Source organism: Pseudarthrobacter sp. KH_020_B (genome assembly GCF_057840185.1).
The window spans coordinates 4,557,628-4,580,608 of sequence record NZ_CM174506.1; the positions used below are offsets into that span (position 1 = coordinate 4,557,628).

A 22,981-nucleotide genomic window follows, 5' to 3' on the forward strand; every position below is an offset into this window, starting at 1 on the left:
CGCAACGGGCATATACTCCTGACAACCCCTCCACACCCGCATACACGGGGCAAGGTGACTGTAGGTGCTCCTTAGAAAGGAGGTGATCCAGCCGCACCTTCCGGTACGGCTACCTTGTTACGACTTAGTCCCAATCGCCAGTCCCACCTTCGACAGCTCCCTCCCACAAGGGGTTAGGCCACCGGCTTCGGGTGTTACCAACTTTCGTGACTTGACGGGCGGTGTGTACAAGGCCCGGGAACGTATTCACCGCAGCGTTGCTGATCTGCGATTACTAGCGACTCCGACTTCATGGGGTCGAGTTGCAGACCCCAATCCGAACTGAGACCGGCTTTTTGGGATTAGCTCCACCTCACAGTATCGCAACCCTTTGTACCGGCCATTGTAGCATGCGTGAAGCCCAAGACATAAGGGGCATGATGATTTGACGTCGTCCCCACCTTCCTCCGAGTTGACCCCGGCAGTCTCCTATGAGTCCCCGCCATCACGCGCTGGCAACATAGAACGAGGGTTGCGCTCGTTGCGGGACTTAACCCAACATCTCACGACACGAGCTGACGACAACCATGCACCACCTGTAAACCGACCGCAAGCGGGGCACCTGTTTCCAGGCATTTCCGGTTCATGTCAAGCCTTGGTAAGGTTCTTCGCGTTGCATCGAATTAATCCGCATGCTCCGCCGCTTGTGCGGGCCCCCGTCAATTCCTTTGAGTTTTAGCCTTGCGGCCGTACTCCCCAGGCGGGGCACTTAATGCGTTAGCTACGGCGCGGAAAACGTGGAATGTCCCCCACACCTAGTGCCCAACGTTTACGGCATGGACTACCAGGGTATCTAATCCTGTTCGCTCCCCATGCTTTCGCTCCTCAGCGTCAGTTAATGCCCAGAGACCTGCCTTCGCCATCGGTGTTCCTCCTGATATCTGCGCATTTCACCGCTACACCAGGAATTCCAGTCTCCCCTACATCACTCTAGTCTGCCCGTACCCACCGCAGATCCGGAGTTGAGCCCCGGACTTTCACGGCAGACGCGACAAACCGCCTACGAGCTCTTTACGCCCAATAATTCCGGATAACGCTTGCGCCCTACGTATTACCGCGGCTGCTGGCACGTAGTTAGCCGGCGCTTCTTCTGCAGGTACCGTCACTTTCGCTTCTTCCCTACTGAAAGAGGTTTACAACCCGAAGGCCGTCATCCCTCACGCGGCGTCGCTGCATCAGGCTTTCGCCCATTGTGCAATATTCCCCACTGCTGCCTCCCGTAGGAGTCTGGGCCGTGTCTCAGTCCCAGTGTGGCCGGTCACCCTCTCAGGCCGGCTACCCGTCGTCGCCTTGGTGAGCCATTACCTCACCAACAAGCTGATAGGCCGCGAGTCCATCCAAAACCACAATAAAGCTTTCCACCCCCCACCATGCGATGAGGAGTCATATCCGGTATTAGACCCAGTTTCCCAGGCTTATCCCAGAGTTAAGGGCAGGTTACTCACGTGTTACTCACCCGTTCGCCACTAATCACCGGTGCAAGCACCGGGTCATCGTTCGACTTGCATGTGTTAAGCACGCCGCCAGCGTTCATCCTGAGCCAGGATCAAACTCTCCGTTGAAGAAAAACAGACACAACCACCAACCCCGGAAATAACAGGATAAAATGGCTGCACAAAATTTGAAACCAGCTAAAAACACCAGACCACACCACGGGGTGGCGGGCCCGGCAAATTCAACCAATTCAATACAATAAATTGGTATCAACAAACTTGGCACACTATTGAGTTCTCAAACAACAGACACACCCGGCACCACCACAACCAACATATCGGCCGTGGATCGCTCCGGAGCAACTTTTCAAACTTACCCGGTTTCCCGCCCCGATGCAAATCCATATTCCAGGACCCGCACCAGCAGAAAACACATCCCCACCAAACAAAGGCGCTCAAAAGAACAACCAACATTTGGTCTTGAATTAGGGGGTTTGGCCGCCCGCGGTAACCAGCTCTTCGCTGTTCCCCTCGCGGCGACTTAGAAAACAATACACCCACCCACCCCCCACCGCAAATCCACCCCCACAACCGCCCCTAAACCCCCAGAATCCGCGTCGTAGCGGGGAATCTGGAGGGCTCACCGGGGTCCCGACGCACTAATCGGCCAGAACGGGTTCCTGTCGGCTGGATCACATCAAGCGAGGATTGGCCAGCAGCCGAGACGGCCGAGGCTGTATGTCCTTTCCGGTGGCAGGTCGGACACTCTGCAATGTTGTCGTTTCGCCCTATCGTGCGCCTGCACGACCCTCCCGGCACTGTCTCCTAAGAACGGCTCAGGCGTGCGCTGATAGCGGCATGCGGCCGATGACCAGGATCAGTTCGTCTCTGATGCGAGATGGCTTCGAAGCCGGCTGCACCAAGCATCATGGTGAGGTCTCCCACGGGCCAGGAGTATGCAGGCGTTATAGCGTGTGGAAATCCCGCGATTTCCTCTCCTTCAAACAGGCCTAATAGGAGAAGTCCGCCAGGAGTCAGGCACCGTGCCAGCTCCTGGAGAACAGAGGCCACCTGGTCGGGTTCAAAGTGGATTAGCGAGTACCAAGCCAGGATGCCGGATGCGTAACCTTCCGGGACTCCGAGGCTAGTGAGGGTGGCGACGCGGAATGGGATGCCTGGGAAGCGCGCTTTTGCTTGCTCAATGGAACGCCGGCACCAAATCGATTCCTTCGACCGCGGCGCCGTGGTCCGCGAGGAACTTGGTCCACTGGCCGGGCCCGCATCCTACGTCCAGCACTGGCCCCATCAAGGGCGCAACCCAACCAGCTATGAGCTTCCGGTCAGCTGGATGCGTGGACTCGACAGCGCCAAATCGGGCCATGTACTCAGCAGCCTCCAGGAGAGTCGACGCGACCACTCCGGAATCGGAAATCCCTCCTTGGGGACGAAGACCCTAGGAAAACGGTCAACTTTTTGTCGGCTGAGCCGGCGGCCCGGCTGCCTGGCGCTGGCGATGACTTCCCTGACGGTGAGGATCTTCTTCGGGCTCATCCAGCCTTGCGCGGGTTTGTGATGCCCGTCAGCCTGCTTAGCTAGCCGTGCCAGCAAATCCGCCGGCGCGCTTCGAACCGAGGGAATAACCACCCGAACCTGATTTACGCACAAGGTCCGATCGCGCCGTGCGCCCCAGATCGTTGAACTCTTCTTCGCAGACAAGGACGGAGTTCAGGTGGGAGAACTCCCCTCAGCGGTGTTGCACCCATGGTTTTCGCCATGTCCTTCTCCACGAGGAACGGCTGGTGCGCCGCTGGCGCGCACCTACAGGGCGTGAGTGCCGCTTGGCCCTCAGGTGTTAGGCGTCGCGTTATTTGACGATGGCGGCGTCGGTTTTTGTGACGATGGGCCGTGCACGAAAACGCCCCGCGGGCTGTTTCCGGCGGGGCGTTCGTCGTCGGCCTGACGTGGTGGCCGTCATTGGTGACGGCGGGTTTTACTCGCTGTTCTCGGTGATCGCGGACTGCGTGGCGGAGAGGTCCACGATGGCCTTGTTGCCGGCGTAGGTCGCGATCAGGGCGGAAACGGCGAGGTTGTTGACCGCCCGCGGGTAGCCGCGTGATGCCTGGTGGATCGCGGCGACGGCGTCGTCGGAGAACAGGGTGTCGGATCTGCCGGCGAATTTGAGGTGGTGGCGGATGTAGTCCGCGGTCTCGGCCAGGTCCATGCCGTTGATCGCGAACCTGGTGGAGATCCTTTGGTCCAGGGCGGCCAGGACCGCGAGTTTGAGCCGGCGGCGCAGGGTGGGCTGGCCGACGAGCAGCAGCGCGAAGTGCGAGCCGGTGTCCATCCCGGTATTCGTGAGCATCCGCAGGGACTCAAGCTCGGTGTTGCCGAGCAGGTGCGCCTCGTCGATCACGACCACGGGCAGGCGGGCGCGTTCGTCCAGTTCCCCGGCGAGCAGGGACGCGGTCTGGTGCGCGAGGACTCCGGAGTAGAACGCTGGCTGCCCGCCCAGGGCGGTGACGATCTGGGACTGGATGCCGCGCATGCCGATCGTGGGGTCCGCGATGTAGATGACCTGGTGGCGGGATGCTTCGAGTTGTGCAAGGGCTGCTCTGACAGCGACGGTCTTGCCGGCGCCGACCTCGCCGGTGACCACGCCCATCTGGCGCTGGGCGACGCACCATTGGATCCGGGCGACCGCCTCGCGGTGCCCGGGGTGGGGGTGCAGTGCCTGGACCGGGATGGAGCGGCCGAAGGGCATGGCTGTGAAGCCGTAGTGGGATTGCAGGTTTGAGATGCTCATTGGGGTCCTCCATTGGTTCCGGTCGCGCCGACGCCGGCGGCCATTTTCTCGAAGCTGATCGGGGCGCCGGTCAGGGTGGTTTTGTGGCGGGTTTCGACCAGGCGCAGGTAGTCGATCCCGGAGCCTGCGTTCCTCGCGCCGGTGTCGGCGTCTTTGGCGGCGTTGACGGCTTTGGGGTGGACGTGTCGGCGGATCTCGAGCAGGACCGCTTCCCCGGCAGGGATCCCGCCGGCGGCGGTCACCGCGACCGGGCCGGTCAGATCGAACGGGTCATAGACCAGCTCGATGCGGGTGCCGGCGAGCATGGGGTCGACCTGGTAGGTGTTGCCCTGCAGGGACACCGTCGCGGTCTTGGTGACCTTGCGGGTCACGGACCAGCGGAACGCTTCGGCGATCACGTCCGGATCCCGGCGGTCCGGGCGCCGGTTTTCCCAGCCCGCGTCCCAGCGGGCCAGCGGCGTCATCGCGGTGGTGGAGTGAACGGTGCGGTGGTAGACCATCTGCACCCAGGACGTGAATAAGGCGTTCAGCTCCGCCAACGAGGTGATCGCGGTCCCGTCGGGATCCTCTCCGGGGTTCCCGACCGGGCCGGTGCCCGGAACTTTCGTCTGGACCGGGGCGTCGATCACGGTGATCTCGGAGAGGAACTGGGAGCTCACGGTGTTGAAGAAGCGCTCGATCTTGCCCCTGCCCTGGGGCCGGTAAGGCCGGGAATGGATCAGCTTCATGCCCAGCCGGGCGCAGATCCTCGCCAGTGACGCGTCGACAAAGGCAGACCCGTTGTCGACATTGTGCCGACGTCGGCACAATGTCGATTATGCCGACCTTCGCGTTATGCCAACGTTTTCTCGTTGTCCCTGTTCAGCGAGGTGAGAGGGGCGGATTTGTCGGCATAATCAGAGGGCCTCGAGGAAGGCCAGGATCGGGTCCGGAGGACGATAGCGGCCCGGGGCGGTGTCCGCTGGCGTGACGCGGGCGATGGCTCGTTCCTTTTGCGACATGTCCGCGTGCAGGTAGGCGTTGGTCGAGGAGACTTGCGAGTGGCCCAGCCAGAGCGCTATGACCGTGACGTCCACCCCGGCGAGGAGAAGCCGCATGGCCGCCGTATGGCGCAGGGTGTGGGCGCTCACGTGCTTCGTCCTCATCGATAGGCAAGTTGTTCCTGCCGTGGCGGCGTAACGGGTGATCCGATGTTCGATGGCGTCACGGCTGAGTTTCCTGCCGGTGCTTGCGGGGAAGAGCGGATCCGCAGGCGACCCTCCGCGTTCACGCAGCCACGCCCGAAGAACACTAACGGTGGAGGGCACGAGCGGGGTGCGCCGCTCTTTCCGTCCCTTCCCGATGCAGTGGATGTTCGCCCCGGCACCCAGAGACGCATCGGCGCAGGTGAGCCCGGCGAGTTCCGAGATCCGCAACCCGGTCTGGATGGCCAGCAGGATCATGGCGTGGTCGCGCCGCCCGGTCCAGGTGTCCTTGCTGCACGAGTCCAGGAGTGCGTCGACCTCGGCTTCGTTGAGGAAGGTCACCAGGTTCCGGTCGAAGCGTTTGGGCCCGATAGCGAGCACACGTTGGATTGAGGCTGCGTGCTCCGGGTGCCGCAGGGCCGCATAGGTGAAGAGCGAATGGATGGCGGCCAACCGGTTGTTGCGGGTCCGCACGCTGTTGTGCCGGTCCGCTTCCAGATGGGTCAGGAAGGCGGCCACGAGAGGGGCGTCGAGGTCGCCGATATCGAGTCCGCTGGGTGGTTTATGTAGCTTATCGCTGGCGTAGCGGAGCAGGAGCCGGAAGCTCGTTCGGTAGGCATCAATGGTGTGGGGGCTGGCGCCACGCTGGCCAAGGAGCCGGTCGGTGAAGAAGGCCTGCAGGGTGGGGGCCAGCGCGGTCATGACCGCGCCCCGAATCGTCGGTCCAGCCGTTCGGCGGCCAACACCATCAGTTCCGGGGCGGCTGAGAGGTACCAGTAGGTCCCCGCTGGGCTGACATGGCCGAGATAGGTCGACAAAACAGCCATGCCGGCGCCAACATCGGCTCCGGCCCGGTGCCAATCGATCAGGGTTTGGACGGCGAAACTGTGCCTTAGATCGTGGATGCGTGGCTTCACGGTGGCGGTACGCAGCCCGATCCCGGTCATGATGTCGTTGAAGGTGTGCTCAACGCTGCTTGTGCTCAGACCGGTTCCCGCCGGCGTGAGGAAGAATGCCGCGGTCCGGGGCGTGGGGCAGAGCCTGTCCCGGCGTTGGGCGTAGGAGGCCAGAGCTGCCGTGGTGCTCGGATGCAGCGGAACCAGCCTTGCCCATTCGAATTTGGCATGCCTGATCGTGAGCACGCCGGTGCTGAGGTTGACGTCCTCGCGGTTGAGCCCGAGCGCTTCCCCGAGCCGTATCCCCGTCACGGCAATGAGACCGAACAGGGTTTCGTGCGTAACGGCCCGCAGTTCCGGGCGGAGCTGCCCCGCCCCGTCCAGCAGGGCACCAATCTCCTCGGCTGACCAAAGGTATGGGGTGGGCCGTTGCTGGCGGGCACCGAACACATCCAGTGGCGGGATTTCCGTTGCAGGGTCGATGCTTTTCAAGTAGCGAGCGAACCCGCGGACAGAGCCGAGCCGGTGGGCCCAGGTGATGGGCTGGACGCCCTGGCAGTCCCGCGCCCAGGCAATGGCCAACTCGCTCGTTAACACGGTGGCGCCGGACGCCTCGAGGAAGGCCACGAACCGGGGCAGGTCATAGCCTTCCTGCCTGAGCTTGTAGCCCAGATCCCGCCGGAGTCTGAGGTAGTCATTGGCATGGCCGAGGAGCTCTCCCATCACCGTTCACCTCCCGGCCATGGCCGGGCCAGGGCCCGGAGCCCATCAATATCCAGACGGGCGTAGAGGGCGGTGCTCGTCAGGCTCCCATGCCGGAGCACCTGGGCGATCTCGGGCAGGGGAACGCCGGAGTTGACCATCTCACAGGCCAGGGTATGGCGCAGACGGTGTGAACCGACCGGGGCGAGTCCGGCCCGGTGGCAGGCTCGGCGCACAACCAACGAGATCCCGCCCCGGCCCAGGGCCTCAACGGGCGCCAACGATCGCAGGAAGACCGCCCGATGAGAGGTTCGCGGGCGTCCCCGCCGGAGATAGCAGGTAATCGCCTGGCCCACATCAACGGGGATCGGGAGCCGGTCATCACGGCGGCCCTTTCCATGGACCACGACCAGCCCCGCGCGCCAGTCGATGTCCTCGAGGCTCAGCGCGGCGACCTCACTGGCCCGCAGGCCCAGGCGGAGGAGGATGACCAGGATGGCATAGTCCCGCCGGCCCTCGTTTTCCCGCCGGTCACAGGAATCCAGGAGCCTTCGGGCATCCGCGGCGCTGATTCCCGCAGCCAACGGTGAACGGCGGCGTCCGGTAATGGCAAGGGCAGCTCCCGAGAGGTCGGTGGAGACCAGTCCTTCGGTGAAACAAAAGCGCAGGAACGAGCGCACGGCCACTACGAAGAACTGGGTGGAACCGACCGAGACCTTCGCGGCTTCGGTGCGCACGGCATCGGTCACATCCTTGGTCCTCAGATCGGCCAGGGCGCCCGCTGGCGTCTGCTGGGCTAGGAATCGGCGGGCCCGCAGCACGTAGGCGGCCGCCGTGCACTGGGCCAGTCCCCGCTCGGAGAGCAGGAACTTCTCGAACGAGGACAGGAGCACATCGATCGGCGATCCCGGCACAGGCGCCTCGATCTCGGCCTGGACCACGCCTTGTTCAACGAGGACCTCGATCATGGTGTTGAAAACGCGGGGCGGATACGGCGAAATGCGCCCCGCGAAGTGTCTGGCCGCGACGAACTGGCGGACGCACCCGCCCGTCACATCCACAGCTGTCATTGACCGTTCCTGAAGCCAGCGGCTCCAGTCGGCCACCATCCTCAGTTCACTGGCGATCGTTAACGGCGTGTAGCCCAGGTCCTTCAACTTGGATCTGAAAGCAGACGCGAACGGGGCCAACGGCCCCGTCATTCGGACCTTGCTGACCTTGGTTGCAGGCATGGCCATGACTTCCTCCTTCATCCGGATATCGATGCAAGAAGGATCGCGCAGACCTCGCGATTATGCCGACAATTCCCGAAATCTCACCCCGCTGAACAGGGACAACGAGAAAACATCGGCATAACGCGAAGGTCGGCATAATCGACATAGGCCGCGTCGGGGATTCCGTGGGTCTGCAGGGCCGGGCGCAGCGCGGCCGAGAGCCGGACGGCGTCTTCGGCGAACGCCCAGCGGGCCGCGGTGACCAGGCGGGAGTGGTCGTCCAGGAACGCGAACAGGTAGGTTTTCCGGCCGCCGATCCGGGGACCGTGGAGCCCGTCACCGACCCAGATCTCGTTCGGCCGGGTTGCTTCGAACCGGCCGGTGGCCTGCGCGGGCGTGCCGGTGGGGATCTCCAGGGTGCGGAAGTGGCGCAGCAGTGTCGACTCGGACGGCGCGTCGCCGAGGGTCTCGGTCATGATCCGCCGCACCTGGGCCGCGGTGCGGTGCGGACGCTCCAGCTTCAGCGTCGCTGCCAGTGACAGCACGGTCTCCGGGGTCACCGGGCCGGCGGCCCTTTCCCGCGGCTTGAGTCCGTCGAATCCCTCGCGCTGCCAGGCGCTGATCCACCGGTCCAGGGTCTCGCGGGAGTAGCGCACGGCCTGCCCGGACGGGCCGGTGTGCTCTGCGGCAGCCAGGGCACGGACCATGGGCCCGCGCTGGCGGGAAGTCAGCGACGTGTCCGCGGCATCGCGGATGAGCTGATAGCGGAACAACGCGATCTTTTCCGCCCGGTCCTTGCGGGCCAGGGGACCGCGCTGCGGCTCGGATTCCGTCATGGGTCATTGTCCTTTTCAAGAGGTCAGGAAACGATGGCCCCGGCAGGATCAGCCGGCGCTCCTCCCACCCTTACCGCCCGGGGAACCAGGCATAAGGGCCAGCTCGTGTTGCTCCCGGTCCTGCCATCGGCCGGCGCTGAAGAAGAACGGACCCGCAACGGCGAGCCCTGCCGTTTGCCACGCCACGGTGGCGACGGAAAACCGGGCCGCGAGCACGCCCGCATACGCCGCCACCGCAGCCAGCGCCCGGCCGGCCGGTGCCGGGGCGGCCGCGGGCCAGAGTCCGGCCGCGTCCGCGCCGTCACGGTGGGAAAGGGCGGTGAACACTTCGGCGATCGGGCCGGCGGAAGCGGCGAATGCGCGCAGCCAGCCGCGCACCGTGGACGCCGGTCGGCCCAGCCGCGCCGCGATCACCCGGTGCCCTGCCCCGCTGACAGCCTTGGCCTCGATGGCGGAGGCGATCACTTCGGCCGTATCGGCCCGCCGGGCCGCCAGATCCACGCCCAACAGCACATGCGTGGCCGAACAATCCGCGCATCGCCCCCGGCGCGGACGCCCGCGCACCAGGGCCAGGTCCGTGCCGGTGCCGTGCCGGATCAGTCGTTCCCGTGCCCAGCCCCACGGCCGCAGCCTGCCCCTGCACCCCGGACAGGCCAACCGCCCGCCAGCCAGATCCGACTCGACAGAGACAGCCTCATGACTTACCGTGAGCATCGGCGCGGCCTTTACGCGTCAGAACGGCCGGCGTGGTGCTTCGAAACTCCCACACCGGCCGTTCGCCTTATCCGGACATCGTCAGCCTGACGCCGCCGACGGCACTAAATCAAGACACCACCGGAAAAACCTGCATCGTCATCGCCAGAGACGCCCCCACCGCCAAACACTGCGACGCGCAACACTCAGGCCAGCGAAGGCCTCTCAAGTACGAAAGGGTCGATGCGGCGGCGAAGGACATCGTCTTCCCGCGGAACGGTCCTGACGAAGACGTCGTGCTCAAGTTCCGTGATGGCTAGGACGCCAATCGGCCCACCTGGGACCTGAAGTCGCCGGTTTCAAGCAGGCTTTGGGTGATGTGGTTGGTGAGGTTGCGGAACCCGAGGGCGGAGCCGCTTTGGTGTTCGAGTCGTCCGACCGAGCGTGGTGACCCTTGGTCAACGCGGCAGGAACGCCGGTGCCGGTCGCGTCGATGAGTCGCTGCATCGCGGGCATGCGCTTTAGAACGTGCTCTCAGACGGTACGGCTCAAGCAAGTTCTGCGGGTCGGTCACAACGCTCTACGCTGACCACATGTCGGGCGCCGGCGCCAAAATCAGGCAGGGCGCAAGAGCGGTGCTGCAGAGAAGAGCCGCTGATGGCGCCGCCGGAGCAGGGGAGTCCCCGAATGACGAAGTACCTCCCCGGTGAGGCCAGGCCATGGTGTTCCCCGATTAGGACTTCGAGGCGGTGCTCGAAGCCTCGCGTGCCGTCATCGGCGGGGCCAAAGCGGCAGGCGTGTACGTCTTCGGCGGCGGGATCGATGAGGACGTAGACCCAGCGCTCGTCGCCGGTGACAGCACCGTCACCGAGGGCACGTATTCAGGCCACAAGGTGCCCAACGACGGCTACAATTCTCAAGCTGCCCTCGCGGGAGGCGGCACTCGAGTGGGCCGCGAAGATCGCCGTCGCCTGCCGCTGCTTGCAGGAGGTCCGGAGGAGCGCGCCTTCTACGAGCGCCTGGCCGAGAGATGTCTGCTCGTACGATACGACCGGGCTGGATGCGGGCTGTCTCCCTGCCCCGCTACCGACGCGCCGGCACTCGCGGTCAGGGGCGCAAAGTTAGGGACGAGCCTGCTCACGGAGATCAAAACGGCTCTTCACAGTTGAGGGTGTAATCGCTGGCTGGGTGTTGGCTGGCGCGTCCGTCCCGGGCAGCGAGGCGCAAACGCAGCCGGAGGCCCGAACTTGTGTCACCGTTCGCAGTGGACTTCTTCGCGCACCCGCTCAGATCGGTCAACGGCGCACCCGATAGCGCAGGTGAAGCACCCGGTTGCCCTGAATCACCACGTCGGGATCCTCCAACAGGTGCTGTGCGTGGACCGACCCGAAGTAGCGCTTGCCGGACCCGAACACGACGGGTACGACATCCATGCGCACCTCGTCGACCAGGCCCGCGGCAAGCACCTGGCCACCGACGTCGCCAGCGGCGACCTCGACGATGCGGTCACCCGCGAGCTCCAGCGCCTTGGCCATGGCTGCCTCGACGCCGTCGACGAAGTGAAACGGCGCCTCGGGGTCCCAGCCCTCGGGCTTCGGCCGGTGCGTCACGACGACCACGTGGTCGACCCCGCCCGGAGGCTTCCCGTCCCAGCCGTCCGTCATGTCGAAGACGTGGCGGCCGACGATTGTCGCCCCGATCTGGTCCCAGTACGGCCGGGTGTAGTCGTAGGACGTCTGCGACACCTTCACCTCGCCGCTCTCGTCCAACGGGACGTCACCGCTGGACAACCAGTCGAACAGCGGTCCGGGCTGGTCGTTCTCGTCCGCGATGAAGCCGTCCACCGACACCGAGCTGTACATGACCACCTTGCCCACGGGGCTCTCCTTTGCTTTGGGGTGCCCCATATTAGCAAAACCTCGGCGTCCTAGACGCGTTGCCTGGTGTGCGACGGCGGTGTGTTGGGTGGGGTGCCGCGGCGTTGGGTGGGGTGCCGCGGCGTTGGGTGGGGTGCCGGCGGGCGGTGGTGTGCCGGAATTCACGGCAGGCAGCACGAAGGCGGTGTTTTTGGTTTTGGGTGGTTAATGTGGGAGAGCCCCCCAACCTGGTGGTTGGGGGGCTCTCGACCTGTAATGATGTTCCGGCGGTGACCTACTCTCCCACACCCTCCCGGGTGCAGTACCATCGGCGCTGTGGGTCTTAGCTTCCGGGTTCGGAATGGGACCGGGCGTTTCCCCCACGCTATGACCGCCGTAACCCTTGCTCCGCACCCTGCCGGCTGTGCCGTGGGGTGGGAAAACTTTGTGGTTACAACATTGTGGTGTTGTTATTTTGTTGTGTTTTTGTTCCCTGGACAACGTGCCGTCGTATGGACGGGTTTGTTGTTTGGGAACCACATAGTGGACGCAAGCAGTCTTGTTTCTTTTTACCACCCCGTGGTGCAAACCTCTTTTGACTAGGTTTGCGGGGTGGTGTGTGGTGTAAGTTATCGGCCTATTAGTACCGGTCAGCTTCACGAGTCGTTAGTCCTCGCTTCCACATCCGGCCTATCAACCCAGTGGTCTGGCTGGGGGCCTCTCACACACAAGGTGTATGGAAATCTCATCTCGAAGCGAGCTTCCCGCTTAGATGCTTTCAGCGGTTATCCCATCCGAACGTAGCTAATCAGCGGTGCACTTGGCAGTACAACTGACACACCAGAGGTTCGTCCGTCCCGGTCCTCTCGTACTAAGGACAGCCCTTCTCAAATTTCCTGCGCGCGCAGCGGATAGGGACCGAACTGTCTCACGACGTTCTAAACCCAGCTCGCGTACCGCTTTAATGGGCGAACAGCCCAACCCTTGGGACCTACTCCAGCCCCAGGATGCGACGAGCCGACATCGAGGTGCCAAACCATGCCGTCGATATGGACTCTTGGGCAAGATCAGCCTGTTATCCCCGAGGTACCTTTTATCCGTTGAGCGACGGCCATTCCACAATGTACCGCCGGATCACTAGTCCCGACTTTCGTCCCTGCTCGAGATGTCTCTCTCACAGTCAAGCTCCCTTGTGCACTTACACTCGACACCTGATTGCCAACCAGGCTGAGGGAACCTTTGGGCGCCTCCGTTACTTTTTAGGAGGCAACCGCCCCAGTTAAACTACCCATCAGGCACTGTCCCTGACCCGGATTACGGGCCGAAGTTAGATGTCCAAAGTGACCAGAGTGGTATTTCAACGATGACTCCACCCGAACTGGCGTCCGGGCTTCAACGTCTCCCACCTATCCTACACAAGCCACTCCGAACACCAATACCAAACTATAGTAAAGGTCTCGGGGTCTTTCCGTCCTGCTGCGCGTAACGAGCATCTTTACTCGTACTGCAATTTCGCCGAGTTTATGGTTGAGACAGCGGGGAAGTCGTTACTCCATTCGTGCAGGTCGGAACTTACCCGACAAGGAATTTCGCTACCTTAGGATGGTTATAGTTACCACCGCCGTTTACTGGGGCTTGAATTCTCAGCTTCGCCCTTGCGGGCTAACCGGTCCTCTTAACCTTCCAGCACCGGGCAGGAGTCAGTCCGTATACATCGTCTTGCGACTTCGCACGGACCTGTGTTTTTAGTAAACAGTCGCTTCCCCCTGGTCTCTGCGGCCCCGATCCCCTCCCACCAGCGTGTGGTGTTCAAGGTTGGGGCCCCCCTTCTCCCGAAGTTACGGGGGCATTTTGCCGAGTTCCTTAACCATAATTCTCTCGATCGCCTTAGTATTCTCTACCTGATCACCTGTGTCGGTTTGGGGTACGGGCGGCTAAAACCTCGCGTCGATGCTTTTCTCGGCAGCATAGGATCACCAAATCCCCCCGTGAGGGGGTCCCATCAGATCTCAGGCATCATGAACGGCGGATTTGCCTACCGTTCGCCCTACATCCTTAGACCGGGACAACCATCGCCCGGCTTGGCTACCTTCCTGCGTCACACCTGTTAATACGCTTGCCTCCCAGGATCAGGTCCCGCGCTCCACCAAAACCCACGTCACCCCGAAGGGTGGGCGGGCAGGTCTCGGGCGGTTAGTATCCCCTGTTCAACATGGACGGTTTTTCGCCGGTACGGGAATATCAACCCGTTGTCCATCGACTACGCCTGTCGGCCTCGCCTTAGGTCCCGACTTACCCAGGGCAGATTAGCTTGACCCTGGAACCCTTGATCATTCGGCGGACGGGTTTCTCACCCGTCTTTCGCTACTCATGCCTGCATTCTCACTCGTGTAGGCTCCACCGCTGGTTTACACCGCGACTTCACTGCCCACACGACGCTCCCCTACCACTCCAGACACCTGAACCGGATCCACGAGGGACCGGCTGGGTTATTGCCTGAAATCCACAACTTCGGCGGTGTACTTGAGCCCCGCTACATTGTCGGCGCGGAATCACTTGACCAGTGAGCTATTACGCACTCTTTTAAGGATGGCTGCTTCTAAGCCAACCTCCTGGTTGTCTTCGCAACTCCACATCCTTTCCCACTTAGCACACGCTTAGGGGCCTTAGTTGGTGGTCTGGGCTGTTTCCCTCTCGACTATGAAGCTTATCCCCCACAGTCTCACTGCTGCGCTCTCACTTACCGGCATTCGGAGTTTGGCTGACGTCAGTAACCTTGTAGGGCCCATTAGCCATCCAGTAGCTCTACCTCCAGCAAGAAACACGCAACGCTGCACCTAAATGCATTTCGGGGAGAACCAGCTATCACGAAGTTTGATTGGCCTTTCACCCCTACCCACAGCTCATCCCCTCCATTTTCAACTGAAGTGGGTTCGGTCCTCCACGACGTCTTACCGTCGCTTCAACCTGGCCATGGGTAGATCACTTCGCTTCGGGTCTAGATCACGCCACTGCAACGCCCTATTCAGACTCGCTTTCGCTACGGCTTCCCCACACGGGTTAACCTCGCGACGTAACACTAACTCGCAGGCTCATTCTTCAAAAGGCACGCCGTCACAACTACAAGGCTGCTCCGACGGATTGTAAGCACACGGTTTCAGGTACTGTTTCACTCCCCTCCCGGGGTACTTTTCACCTTTCCCTCACGGTACTGGTCCGCTATCGGTCATTAGGGAGTATTTAGGCTTATCAGGTGGTCCTGACAGATTCACACGGGATTTCTCGGGCCCCGTGCTACTTGGGATACTCTCCAGGCGGCACAAAACATTTCGGTTACGGGGCTCACACCCTCTCTGGCCGGCCTTTCAAGACCGTTCACCTATGCCTGCACATCACACCCCACCAGTCCGGCAGAACTGGTACGGAAAGTCCCACAACCCCGCCCATGCAACGCCCGCCGGCTATCACACATGGAACGGTTTAGCCTGATCCGCGTTCGCTCGCCACTACTAACGGAATCACTATTGTTTTCTCTTCCTGCGGGTACTGAGATGTTTCACTTCCCCGCGTTCCCTCCACGCACCCTATGTGTTCAGATGCGGGTCACCAGGCGACTCGCGCCCCTGGCGGGGTTTCCCCATTCGGACACCCTGGGATCACAGTCCGGTTATCGACTCCCCCAGGCTTATCGCAGATTCCTACGTCCTTCTTCGGCTCCTAATGCCAAGGCATCCACCGTGTGCTCTTAAAAACTTGACCACAAAAGATCAAAAAAACTAATTTTCGAGAGAACCACAGAAACCACCCACACCCCAAAAGAGTGCGGACAGATCCAGGTTCATAATTCTTGGAAATTGCTTCTTATAAAAGATGCTCGCGTCCACTATGTAGTTCTCAAACAACAACCCCATACCACACACCCCACACACACCCCTCCCCGAAGGAAGAAGCACCATGCATGATCGGTGCAGCCAGGAAACCAGAAACAAACAAGTACCGGGAAAACCCGGCCCTGTTGCCTCAGGACCCAACAGTGTGCCAAACACTAAACCACCCACCCCCAACCCGCACCGTTCCAGGCAGAGACGGCCATCCCGAAGGACAACCAACCACCGTACTGGGCGAGGAAAGAAACAAGCGGCCGCTATTTGTTGATATTCCACCCTTGAGCACCCGCCGCAGAACTTGCGTCTGCGCAACGGGCATATACTCCTGACAACCCCTCCACACCCGCATACACGGGGCAAGGTGACTGTAGGTGCTCCTTAGAAAGGAGGTGATCCAGCCGCACCTTCCGGTACGGCTACCTTGTTACGACTTAGTCCCAATCGCCAGTCCCACCTTCGACAGCTCCCTCCCACAAGGGGTTAGGCCACCGGCTTCGGGTGTTACCAACTTTCGTGACTTGACGGGCGGTGTGTACAAGGCCCGGGAACGTATTCACCGCAGCGTTGCTGATCTGCGATTACTAGCGACTCCGACTTCATGGGGTCGAGTTGCAGACCCCAATCCGAACTGAGACCGGCTTTTTGGGATTAGCTCCACCTCACAGTATCGCAACCCTTTGTACCGGCCATTGTAGCATGCGTGAAGCCCAAGACATAAGGGGCATGATGATTTGACGTCGTCCCCACCTTCCTCCGAGTTGACCCCGGCAGTCTCCTATGAGTCCCCGCCATCACGCGCTGGCAACATAGAACGAGGGTTGCGCTCGTTGCGGGACTTAACCCAACATCTCACGACACGAGCTGACGACAACCATGCACCACCTGTAAACCGACCGCAAGCGGGGCACCTGTTTCCAGGCATTTCCGGTTCATGTCAAGCCTTGGTAAGGTTCTTCGCGTTGCATCGAATTAATCCGCATGCTCCGCCGCTTGTGCGGGCCCCCGTCAATTCCTTTGAGTTTTAGCCTTGCGGCCGTACTCCCCAGGCGGGGCACTTAATGCGTTAGCTACGGCGCGGAAAACGTGGAATGTCCCCCACACCTAGTGCCCAACGTTTACGGCATGGACTACCAGGGTATCTAATCCTGTTCGCTCCCCATGCTTTCGCTCCTCAGCGTCAGTTAATGCCCAGAGACCTGCCTTCGCCATCGGTGTTCCTCCTGATATCTGCGCATTTCACCGCTACACCAGGAATTCCAGTCTCCCCTACATCACTCTAGTCTGCCCGTACCCACCGCAGATCCGGAGTTGAGCCCCGGACTTTCACGGCAGACGCGACAAACCGCCTACGAGCTCTTTACGCCCAATAATTCCGGATAACGCTTGCGCCCTACGTATTACCGCGGCTGCTGGCACGTAGTTAGCCGGCGCTTCTTCTGCAGGTACCGTCACTTTCGCTTCTTCCCTACTGAAAGAGGTTTACAACCCGAAGGCCGTCATCCCTCACGCGGCGTCGCTGCATCAGGCTTTCGCCCATTGTGCAATATTCCCCACTGCTGCCTCCCGTAGGAGTCTGGGCCGTGTCTCAGTCCCAGTGTGGCCGGTCACCCTCTCAGGCCGGCTACCCGTCGTCGCCTTGGTGAGCCATTACCTCACCAACAAGCTGATAGGCCGCGAGTCCATCCAAAACCACAATAAAGCTTTCCACCCCCCACCATGCGATGAGGAGTCATATCCGGTATTAGACCCAGTTTCCCAGGCTTATCCCAGAGTTAAGGGCAGGTTACTCACGTGTTACTCACCCGTTCGCCACTAATCACCGGCGCAAGCACCGGGTCATCGTTCGACTTGCATGTGTTAAGCACGCCGCCAGCGTTCATCCTGAGCCAGGATCAAACTCTCCGTTGAAGAAAAACAGACACAACCACCAACCCCGGAAATAACAGGATAAAATGGCTGCACAAAATTTGAAACCAGCTAAAAACACCAGACCACACCACGGGGTGGCGGGCCCGGCAAATTCAACCAATTCAATACAATAAATTGGTATCAACAAACTTGGCACACTATTGAGTTCTCAAACAACAGACACACCCGGCACCACCACAACCAACATATCGGCCGTGGATCGCTCCGGAGCAACTTTTCAAAGTTACCCGGTTTCCCGCCCCGATGCAAATCCATATTCCAGGACCCGCACCAGCAGAAAACACATCCCCACCAAACAAAGGCGCTCAAAAGAACAACCAACATTTGGTCTTGAATTAGGGGGTTTGGCCGCCCGCGGTAACCAGCTCTTCGCTGTTCCCCTCGCGGCGACTTAGAAAACAATACACCCACCCACCCCCCACCGCAAATCCACCCCCACAACCGCCCCTAACCCCGCCATTCCGGGCCCAAAGCCGGCATTGGCACCCGAAACCGGGCGCCGTCGTCGTACGTCAGGTCTGTGAGCTGCAGCACAACGGCCGCCGGAAGCCTTAAATGCAGAAGGGCCGGCAACCAAACGGTTGCCGGCCCTTCTCAAGCAGCTGGAATCAGCGGTGCTGGATTACCAGGAAGACTTGGTGATGCCCGGGAGCTCACCGCGGTGAGCCATGTCGCGGAAGCGAACACGGGAGATACCGAACTTCTGGAAGGTACCGCGGGGACGGCCGTCGATGATGTCGCGGTTACGCAGACGGACGGGCGACGCGTTGCGGGGAAGCTTCTGCAGGCCGAGGCGTGCTGCTTCGCGAACTTCGTCGGTCGAGTTGGGGTCAACCAGAGCCTTCTTCAGTTCGAGGCGCTTTGCAGCGTAACGCTCAACGATGACTTTACGCTGTTCGTTCTTTGCGATCATTGACTTCTTAGCCATGTGTTTAGCGCTCCTCTCGGAATTCGACGTGCTGACGGATCTTGGGATCGTACTTCTTCAGAACCATACGGTCCGGGTCGTTACGACGGTTCTTCCGCGTCACGTAGGTGTAACCCGTGCCCGCAGTCGACTTGAGCTTGATGATCGGACGTACGTCCTTGTCCTTAGCCATTAGAGCTTCACTCCCCGAGCAAGGATGGCGGCGACGACTACGTCGATGCCGCGTACGTCGATGGTCTTGATGCCACGAGCAGAAACCTGCAGCGTGACGTTACGGCGCAGGGACGGAACCCAGTAGCGCTTCTTCTGGATGTTCGGATCGAACCGACGCTTGTTGCGACGGTGCGAGTGCGAAATGCTGTGCCCAAAGCCCGGCTCGGCTCCGGTCACTTGGCAGTGTGCTGCCATGACTTCTCCTCAAGAATTGAATGTAATGATCCGCATATCTGCTGCAGGATCATGCGGCTAAGTGCGACCCAAAGTGATCAGGGTGAACGGTTAGTCACGCAACTTGAGCCCCTAACTACCGGCTACCCTGGAGAAAATTACCGGGCCACCGGAGCAATTGCGCACGCTCCGCGCACTTAGCGCTCACCAAGTCTACGAGTTCACGCAATTAAAGACCAATCCGAGGCTCGGACAGTGTATAAGGAGGCGTCGCTTCAGAGCCGGATGAGCTGCGCGTACTTGGGCGCCAGGCCGTCGCCCGAGGACTTGCCGGTGACGCGGCGGACCACCCATGGGCCGGCGAATTCGCGGACCCAGCGGGCGTTGGCGCGGATGGCTTCGGCCCGGTTCAGTTCGGGCACCGGGGTCATGGGCGGGACCTCGATCGAGTGGTCGTGCTCCAGGACGGTGAGGACGCGTTTGGCCATGTTGGCGTGCCCGGCGGCGGACATGTGCATCCGGTCCTGGGCCCACATGCCCCAGTCGTAGTACTCGGTGAAGCGCCAGTAGTCCACGAGCAGTGCCCCGTGGTCGCCGGCGATGCCGCGGACCAGTTCGTTGTAGATGGCGGTGCGGCCGCGCATAGTGCTGAAGACCTTCGAGCCGCGTGCGTCGAAGCCGGTGAACATCACCACTGTGGCGCCGGTGGCCGCCAGCTTGCGGATGCCGGCGTCGTACTCCGCCAGCAGATCGTCGATGTCGATCTTGGGCCGCAGAATGTCGTTGGCACCTGCGTAAATGGTCACCAGGGTGGGGTTAAGTTCGACGGCGGCGTCCACCTGTTCTGCCATGATCTGGCGGAGCTTCCTGCCGCGGATGGCCAGGTTGGCGTAGCCGAAGCCGGGATCCGCCGCGCCCAACTGCTCCGCCACGCGATCCGCCCACCCGCGGACACCGTTGGGGCGGCCGGGATCGCCATCCCCGACCCCCTCCGTGAAAGAGTCGCCGAGCGCTACATACCGGGTCGAAAAGTCCATGGCTAGGACTGGCCGTCAGTGTCGCGCAGGATCCAGTGGCCATCGTCCAGCCGGGCAACGATCTTTTCGCCGATGCGGGCAAGGTCATTGACATCACGTTCCGTCAGGGCGTCCAGGAACTTGGTGCGCACCGCCTCCACGTGCCCCGGTGCGAGTGCCACCAAAGTGGCCATCCCGACGTCGGACAGGTGTGCGGTGGTGACGCGGGCATCGCGGGGGTGCGGACGCCGCTCCAGCCATCCGCGCTTCTCCAGTTTGGCCACCACGTGCGAGAGCCGGGACAGCGACGAACTGGTGCGGGCGGCCAGCTGGCTCATCGGCAGGAAGCGGCCCTCGGCTTCGGACAGCATGGCCATAACGTTGTAATCAAAGAGGGACACCTTGCCGGCGGTGTGGAGCTGGTTGTCCAGGGCAGCCGGCAGCAGCGTGTTGATGCTCAGGAGTGCCAGCCAGGCACGGCGTTCGTCGGCGTTGAGCCAGCGCGGTTCGGTCATGCGTCCATTCTAGAAGCAGAGCGTGGTTGAGATTTCAAGTGACGCTCCAGTTCCGGTGGACGCATCCGAGTACGCTGACCGTATGTATGTTGTGTCGCTGACCTACAAGGTGCCCGAAGACATCGTGGAGTTCCATCTGAACGGCCACGTTGAATGGCTGAAGAAGGCCTTTGACGACGGCGTTTTTGTCGCCGCCGGGCGCAAGGTCCCCCGGACGGGCGGTCTGCTGCTGTCCAGGACGGACCGTCCAACGTTGGAGGCGAGCCTGGCCAAGGACCCCTTTTACGTCAACGGCGTGGCGGAGTTCGAAATCATGGAATTCGCGGCCAACAGGGTGGCGCCTGGCTTCGAGAACCTGCTGGATACCTAAGACTCCGCGGTTGCCCGGGTTTTGTCCGCCAGCTTCTTCAGTCCACGCTTCCGCGGCACCTTGACGGGTTCTGGCCAACGCGGCGCGAGGGTATCCCCCAGCGTGACGCCCCTGATTTTGCGGCCAAAAAGCGGCAGCACCCAGTCATTCACCCAACGCCGCTGCCGCTGCTCCCACTCCCGCAGGCTGAGCCGCGCCGGCAGGTCCCAGTCCTTGAGCCGGATTTTGTGGGGCACCCCGAGCTGGTCCAGCACCTGCCCTGCGAGGTACTTGTGGCCCGCCTTGGACATGTGGAGGCGGTCCGAGTCCCACATCCGGCGGTCATGGAAGGCGTCCAGGCACCAGTAATCCACCAGGACCGTCCCGTATTCCGCGGCGATCTCACGGACCCGCTCGTTGTAGACCGTGTTCCGCTTCTTCAGCAGCTCCAGAACGGCCGAGACTTTGACATCGAAGCCGGTGAACAGGACCACCGTGGCCCCGGTCCCGGCGAGTCGCGCCACGAGGTCCTCGTACTCGTCCATCAAGGCGGCCATGTCCGTGCCGATGTCCAGGATGTCGTTTCCGCCGGCGTACAGGGTGATCAGCGTGGGCTTCATGGCCAGTGCCGGTTCCAGCTGCTCGGTGATGACCTGACGCAGGCGCTTGCTCCTGATGGCCAGGTTGGCATATTCCCACCCCGGCTCAGCCTTGGCCAGTTTCTCCGCCACCCGGTCAGCCCACCCCCGGACCCCGTTGGGCAGCCGCTCATCCCGGTCCCCAACACCTTCTGTAAACGAGTCCCCCAAAGCGACAAACACCCGCCGGCCCTCACGGTCCGAAAGTAAAGGATTAGAACCCATCCACTGAAAGTAACCGCCCAAAGAAACGCCAAGGTAAACGGACAGCAACAGGATGTGCAGAAGGGTTGAGATCTAGAGGCAGAGTGCGAGGGAGCGTTTGCGAACCAGGGCCGGGTGCAAGGTGTGTCCAGCTGCTCAGCCTTTGTCACATTTTTGCGGCCGAAGGTCACGGTCAGGTAACGTTGGCGGCTGGCCCCAATGCAGGGCCCCGGGCGCCCGATCACTGGACCCCGGATGCGCCCCTTCGGCGCCTGCTAGCTCCGGCCCTGCCAAGGGGCCCAAGGATGCTTTCCGCACTCGGCACCGTCTCAGGTGCATCAGTCGTTTCTTCCAGTCCTAAGCCCGGAGGTATCTTGTTCAAGAAAATAGCCATCGTAATGACCATGGGTGCTGTGTCCCTGACGGGATGCGGCCTAGCCCCTACGACCAATGGGGCGTCTGCCCCATCCTCGGCTGGCCGTGCGTCCGCACCTGCCACTCCAGCCCCAACTGCCGCAGCCACGGCGTCTTCAGCCGCAGCATCTCCGGCGCCCACGGCTTCGAGCAGCGGCCAGACCCCCGCTTCGGCGGCGGCAACCCCGGCGACAGCCGTCACCCCGCCGGCGCCCGCGCTTGCAGCTGCCCCGGCCCCGGCCCAGCCGTTGCCCGCAGCCGGCCAGGCTCTCGCCACGACGGGTGACGGTGCGCAGGCAGCTGCCGCCTTCGGTTGGGGCCCGGTCCTGACGGGCGACGAATTCTCCAACACCGGCGCACCGGACCGGACAAAATGGAGTGTCTACAATAGTGCAGGGCACGCAGGCAAAGGCCTGCGCAGCCCCCAGGCTTGGTCGGTTGCCAACGGCGTGGCCACTGTTAGCGGAGACGCAGCCGGCACCACGGGCGGCATGTCGGCAAAGTTCGCGCAACAAAAGTATGGTCGCTGGGAAACGCGCATGAAAACCAATGCACGGGACCCGAAATACCACCCGGTCCTGATCCTCAACAACAACGATGCCCCGAACTGTGCCGAGATCGATTATGCCGAGGGCAGCTCAGTCACCTCCCTGATGAGGTTCTTCCTGCACTACGCCTGTGGTGGAGCGGATTTCCAGACCACAACGGCGACGCCCGTCGATGGCACACAGTGGCACAACTACGCGGTGGAGTGGACCCCGGCCGCCATCACCGGATACGTCGACGGAGTGAAGACCTTCACCGACACGAACCCGGCGCACCAGCCCTCGGTCGCCATGAAACAGACATTGCAGCTGGATTGGTTCCCGGACGGCTCCGCCACCAAGCCCTCGCAGATGCAGGTCGATTGGGTCCGCGTATACAAGTGAGAGAGCGTTAGGAAAAAACCCACAGGAAGTGAGAGAGCGTTTGGCCGTGAAGGCCCAACGAGCCGCAGCCGCTGTCTTGCGTAGGGGCGCGGTTGCGGCGCACCCAACCGCCGCATACGACGGAAGGCT

20 protein-coding genes and 4 rRNA genes are annotated in these 22,981 nt (G+C 61.9%); 4 read left to right on the forward strand and 20 right to left on the reverse strand.

The genetic code is table 11. From position 1 onward, the window contains the following. Positions 1 to 75: 75 nt before the first annotated feature. The 10 genes from AC3IT0_RS21355 to AC3IT0_RS21400 form a co-directional block, all read right to left on the reverse strand. Positions 76 to 1,601: ribosomal RNA gene (locus tag AC3IT0_RS21355) — 16S ribosomal RNA — on the reverse strand. 696 nt (positions 1,602 to 2,297) lie between these two features. Further along, positions 2,298 to 2,693, reverse strand: a complete 396-nt coding sequence (locus AC3IT0_RS21360) for a class I SAM-dependent methyltransferase (protein ID WP_489323864.1) — start codon at positions 2,691 to 2,693, stop codon at positions 2,298 to 2,300. Next, positions 2,671 to 2,853: a methyltransferase domain-containing protein gene (locus AC3IT0_RS21365; protein ID WP_489323865.1), complete on the reverse strand. Its 183-nt coding sequence runs from the start codon at positions 2,851 to 2,853 to the stop codon at positions 2,671 to 2,673. The genes AC3IT0_RS21360 and AC3IT0_RS21365 overlap by 23 nt, the downstream gene beginning before the upstream one ends. Before the next feature lie 609 nt (positions 2,854 to 3,462). Beyond that, the gene (locus AC3IT0_RS21370) at positions 3,463 to 4,275 is read right to left on the reverse strand and encodes an ExeA family protein (RefSeq protein ID WP_489321636.1); all 813 of its coding nucleotides are present in this window, start codon (positions 4,273 to 4,275) and stop codon (positions 3,463 to 3,465) included. Beyond that, positions 4,272 to 5,084, reverse strand: coding sequence for a Mu transposase C-terminal domain-containing protein (locus AC3IT0_RS21375; protein WP_489321637.1), 813 nt, complete (start codon positions 5,082 to 5,084; stop codon positions 4,272 to 4,274). The genes AC3IT0_RS21370 and AC3IT0_RS21375 overlap by 4 nt, the downstream gene beginning before the upstream one ends. A gap of 87 nt (positions 5,085 to 5,171) precedes the next feature. Then, complete coding sequence (locus tag AC3IT0_RS21380) at positions 5,172 to 6,161, reverse strand: tyrosine-type recombinase/integrase (protein ID WP_489321638.1); 990 nt, start codon at positions 6,159 to 6,161, stop codon at positions 5,172 to 5,174. Beyond that, positions 6,158 to 7,078 (reverse strand): tyrosine-type recombinase/integrase, encoded by a 921-nt coding sequence (locus AC3IT0_RS21385; protein ID WP_489321639.1) that lies wholly within the window; start codon positions 7,076 to 7,078, stop codon positions 6,158 to 6,160. The genes AC3IT0_RS21380 and AC3IT0_RS21385 overlap by 4 nt, the downstream gene beginning before the upstream one ends. Then, positions 7,078 to 8,295 carry a site-specific integrase gene (locus AC3IT0_RS21390; protein WP_489321640.1) on the reverse strand — a complete coding sequence of 406 codons (1,218 nt, stop codon included), beginning with the start codon at positions 8,293 to 8,295 and terminating at the stop codon, positions 7,078 to 7,080. Before AC3IT0_RS21390 ends, AC3IT0_RS21385 begins: the two co-directional genes overlap by 1 nt. Positions 8,296 to 8,372: 77 nt before the next feature. Beyond that, positions 8,373 to 9,107, reverse strand: a complete 735-nt coding sequence (locus AC3IT0_RS21395; protein ID WP_489321641.1) for a DDE-type integrase/transposase/recombinase — start codon at positions 9,105 to 9,107, stop codon at positions 8,373 to 8,375. A 48-nt stretch (positions 9,108 to 9,155) separates the two neighbouring features. Continuing rightward, complete coding sequence (locus AC3IT0_RS21400; protein WP_489321642.1) at positions 9,156 to 9,620, reverse strand: hypothetical protein; 465 nt, start codon at positions 9,618 to 9,620, stop codon at positions 9,156 to 9,158. 233 nt (positions 9,621 to 9,853) lie between these two features. On the opposite strand from AC3IT0_RS21400, the gene AC3IT0_RS21405 reads away from it, so the two are divergent. Further along, the gene (locus tag AC3IT0_RS21405; RefSeq protein WP_489321643.1) at positions 9,854 to 10,120 is read left to right on the forward strand and encodes a hypothetical protein; all 267 of its coding nucleotides are present in this window, start codon (positions 9,854 to 9,856) and stop codon (positions 10,118 to 10,120) included. Positions 10,121 to 10,549: 429 nt separating this feature from the next. Further along, complete coding sequence (locus AC3IT0_RS21410; RefSeq protein ID WP_489321644.1) at positions 10,550 to 10,969, forward strand: hypothetical protein; 420 nt, start codon at positions 10,550 to 10,552, stop codon at positions 10,967 to 10,969. Between the two features lie 126 nt (positions 10,970 to 11,095). Here the strand turns inward: AC3IT0_RS21410 and AC3IT0_RS21415 are convergent, their stop codons facing one another. The 9 genes from AC3IT0_RS21415 to AC3IT0_RS21455 all read right to left on the reverse strand — a co-directional run bounded on the left by AC3IT0_RS21415 (position 11,096) and on the right by AC3IT0_RS21455 (position 20,318). Beyond that, the gene (locus AC3IT0_RS21415; protein ID WP_489321645.1) at positions 11,096 to 11,677 is read right to left on the reverse strand and encodes a dihydrofolate reductase family protein; all 582 of its coding nucleotides are present in this window, start codon (positions 11,675 to 11,677) and stop codon (positions 11,096 to 11,098) included. Positions 11,678 to 11,938: 261 nt separating this feature from the next. Further along, a 5S ribosomal RNA gene (gene rrf / locus AC3IT0_RS21420) occupies positions 11,939 to 12,055 on the reverse strand. Positions 12,056 to 12,275: 220 nt separating this feature from the next. Further along, positions 12,276 to 15,415, reverse strand: a 23S ribosomal RNA gene (locus tag AC3IT0_RS21425). A 510-nt stretch (positions 15,416 to 15,925) separates the two neighbouring features. Then, a 16S ribosomal RNA gene (locus AC3IT0_RS21430) occupies positions 15,926 to 17,451 on the reverse strand. The 16S, 23S and 5S rRNA genes sit together here, the layout of an rRNA operon. A gap of 643 nt (positions 17,452 to 18,094) precedes the next feature. Then, entirely contained in the window at positions 18,095 to 18,400 is a 306-nt protein-coding gene (rpsN, locus tag AC3IT0_RS21435) for a 30S ribosomal protein S14 (RefSeq protein ID WP_026266887.1), read from the reverse strand. A 4-nt stretch (positions 18,401 to 18,404) separates the two neighbouring features. Then, positions 18,405 to 18,572 (reverse strand): 50S ribosomal protein L33, encoded by a 168-nt coding sequence (rpmG, locus tag AC3IT0_RS21440; RefSeq protein WP_013602737.1) that lies wholly within the window; start codon positions 18,570 to 18,572, stop codon positions 18,405 to 18,407. Continuing rightward, positions 18,572 to 18,808: a 50S ribosomal protein L28 gene (rpmB, locus tag AC3IT0_RS21445; RefSeq protein ID WP_011693744.1), complete on the reverse strand. Its 237-nt coding sequence runs from the start codon at positions 18,806 to 18,808 to the stop codon at positions 18,572 to 18,574. The genes rpmG and rpmB overlap by 1 nt, the downstream gene beginning before the upstream one ends. A gap of 254 nt (positions 18,809 to 19,062) precedes the next feature. Then, the gene (locus AC3IT0_RS21450) at positions 19,063 to 19,824 is read right to left on the reverse strand and encodes an SGNH/GDSL hydrolase family protein (RefSeq protein ID WP_489321646.1); all 762 of its coding nucleotides are present in this window, start codon (positions 19,822 to 19,824) and stop codon (positions 19,063 to 19,065) included. A 2-nt stretch (positions 19,825 to 19,826) separates the two neighbouring features. Then, positions 19,827 to 20,318: a MarR family winged helix-turn-helix transcriptional regulator gene (locus tag AC3IT0_RS21455; RefSeq protein WP_489321647.1), complete on the reverse strand. Its 492-nt coding sequence runs from the start codon at positions 20,316 to 20,318 to the stop codon at positions 19,827 to 19,829. A gap of 82 nt (positions 20,319 to 20,400) precedes the next feature. Here AC3IT0_RS21455 and AC3IT0_RS21460 point away from each other — a divergent pair, with 82 nt between their 5' ends. After that, positions 20,401 to 20,688, forward strand: coding sequence for a YciI family protein (locus tag AC3IT0_RS21460; protein WP_489323866.1), 288 nt, complete (start codon positions 20,401 to 20,403; stop codon positions 20,686 to 20,688). Here AC3IT0_RS21460 and AC3IT0_RS21465 read toward each other — a convergent pair. Continuing rightward, positions 20,685 to 21,530 (reverse strand): SGNH/GDSL hydrolase family protein, encoded by an 846-nt coding sequence (locus AC3IT0_RS21465; RefSeq protein WP_489321648.1) that lies wholly within the window; start codon positions 21,528 to 21,530, stop codon positions 20,685 to 20,687. The two genes, AC3IT0_RS21460 and AC3IT0_RS21465, sit on opposite strands and share 4 nt — an antisense overlap. Positions 21,531 to 22,462: 932 nt before the next feature. On the opposite strand from AC3IT0_RS21465, the gene AC3IT0_RS21470 reads away from it, so the two are divergent. Next, complete coding sequence (locus AC3IT0_RS21470; RefSeq protein ID WP_489321649.1) at positions 22,463 to 22,852, forward strand: glycoside hydrolase family 16 protein; 390 nt, start codon at positions 22,463 to 22,465, stop codon at positions 22,850 to 22,852. Positions 22,853 to 22,981: the final 129 nt, after the last annotated feature.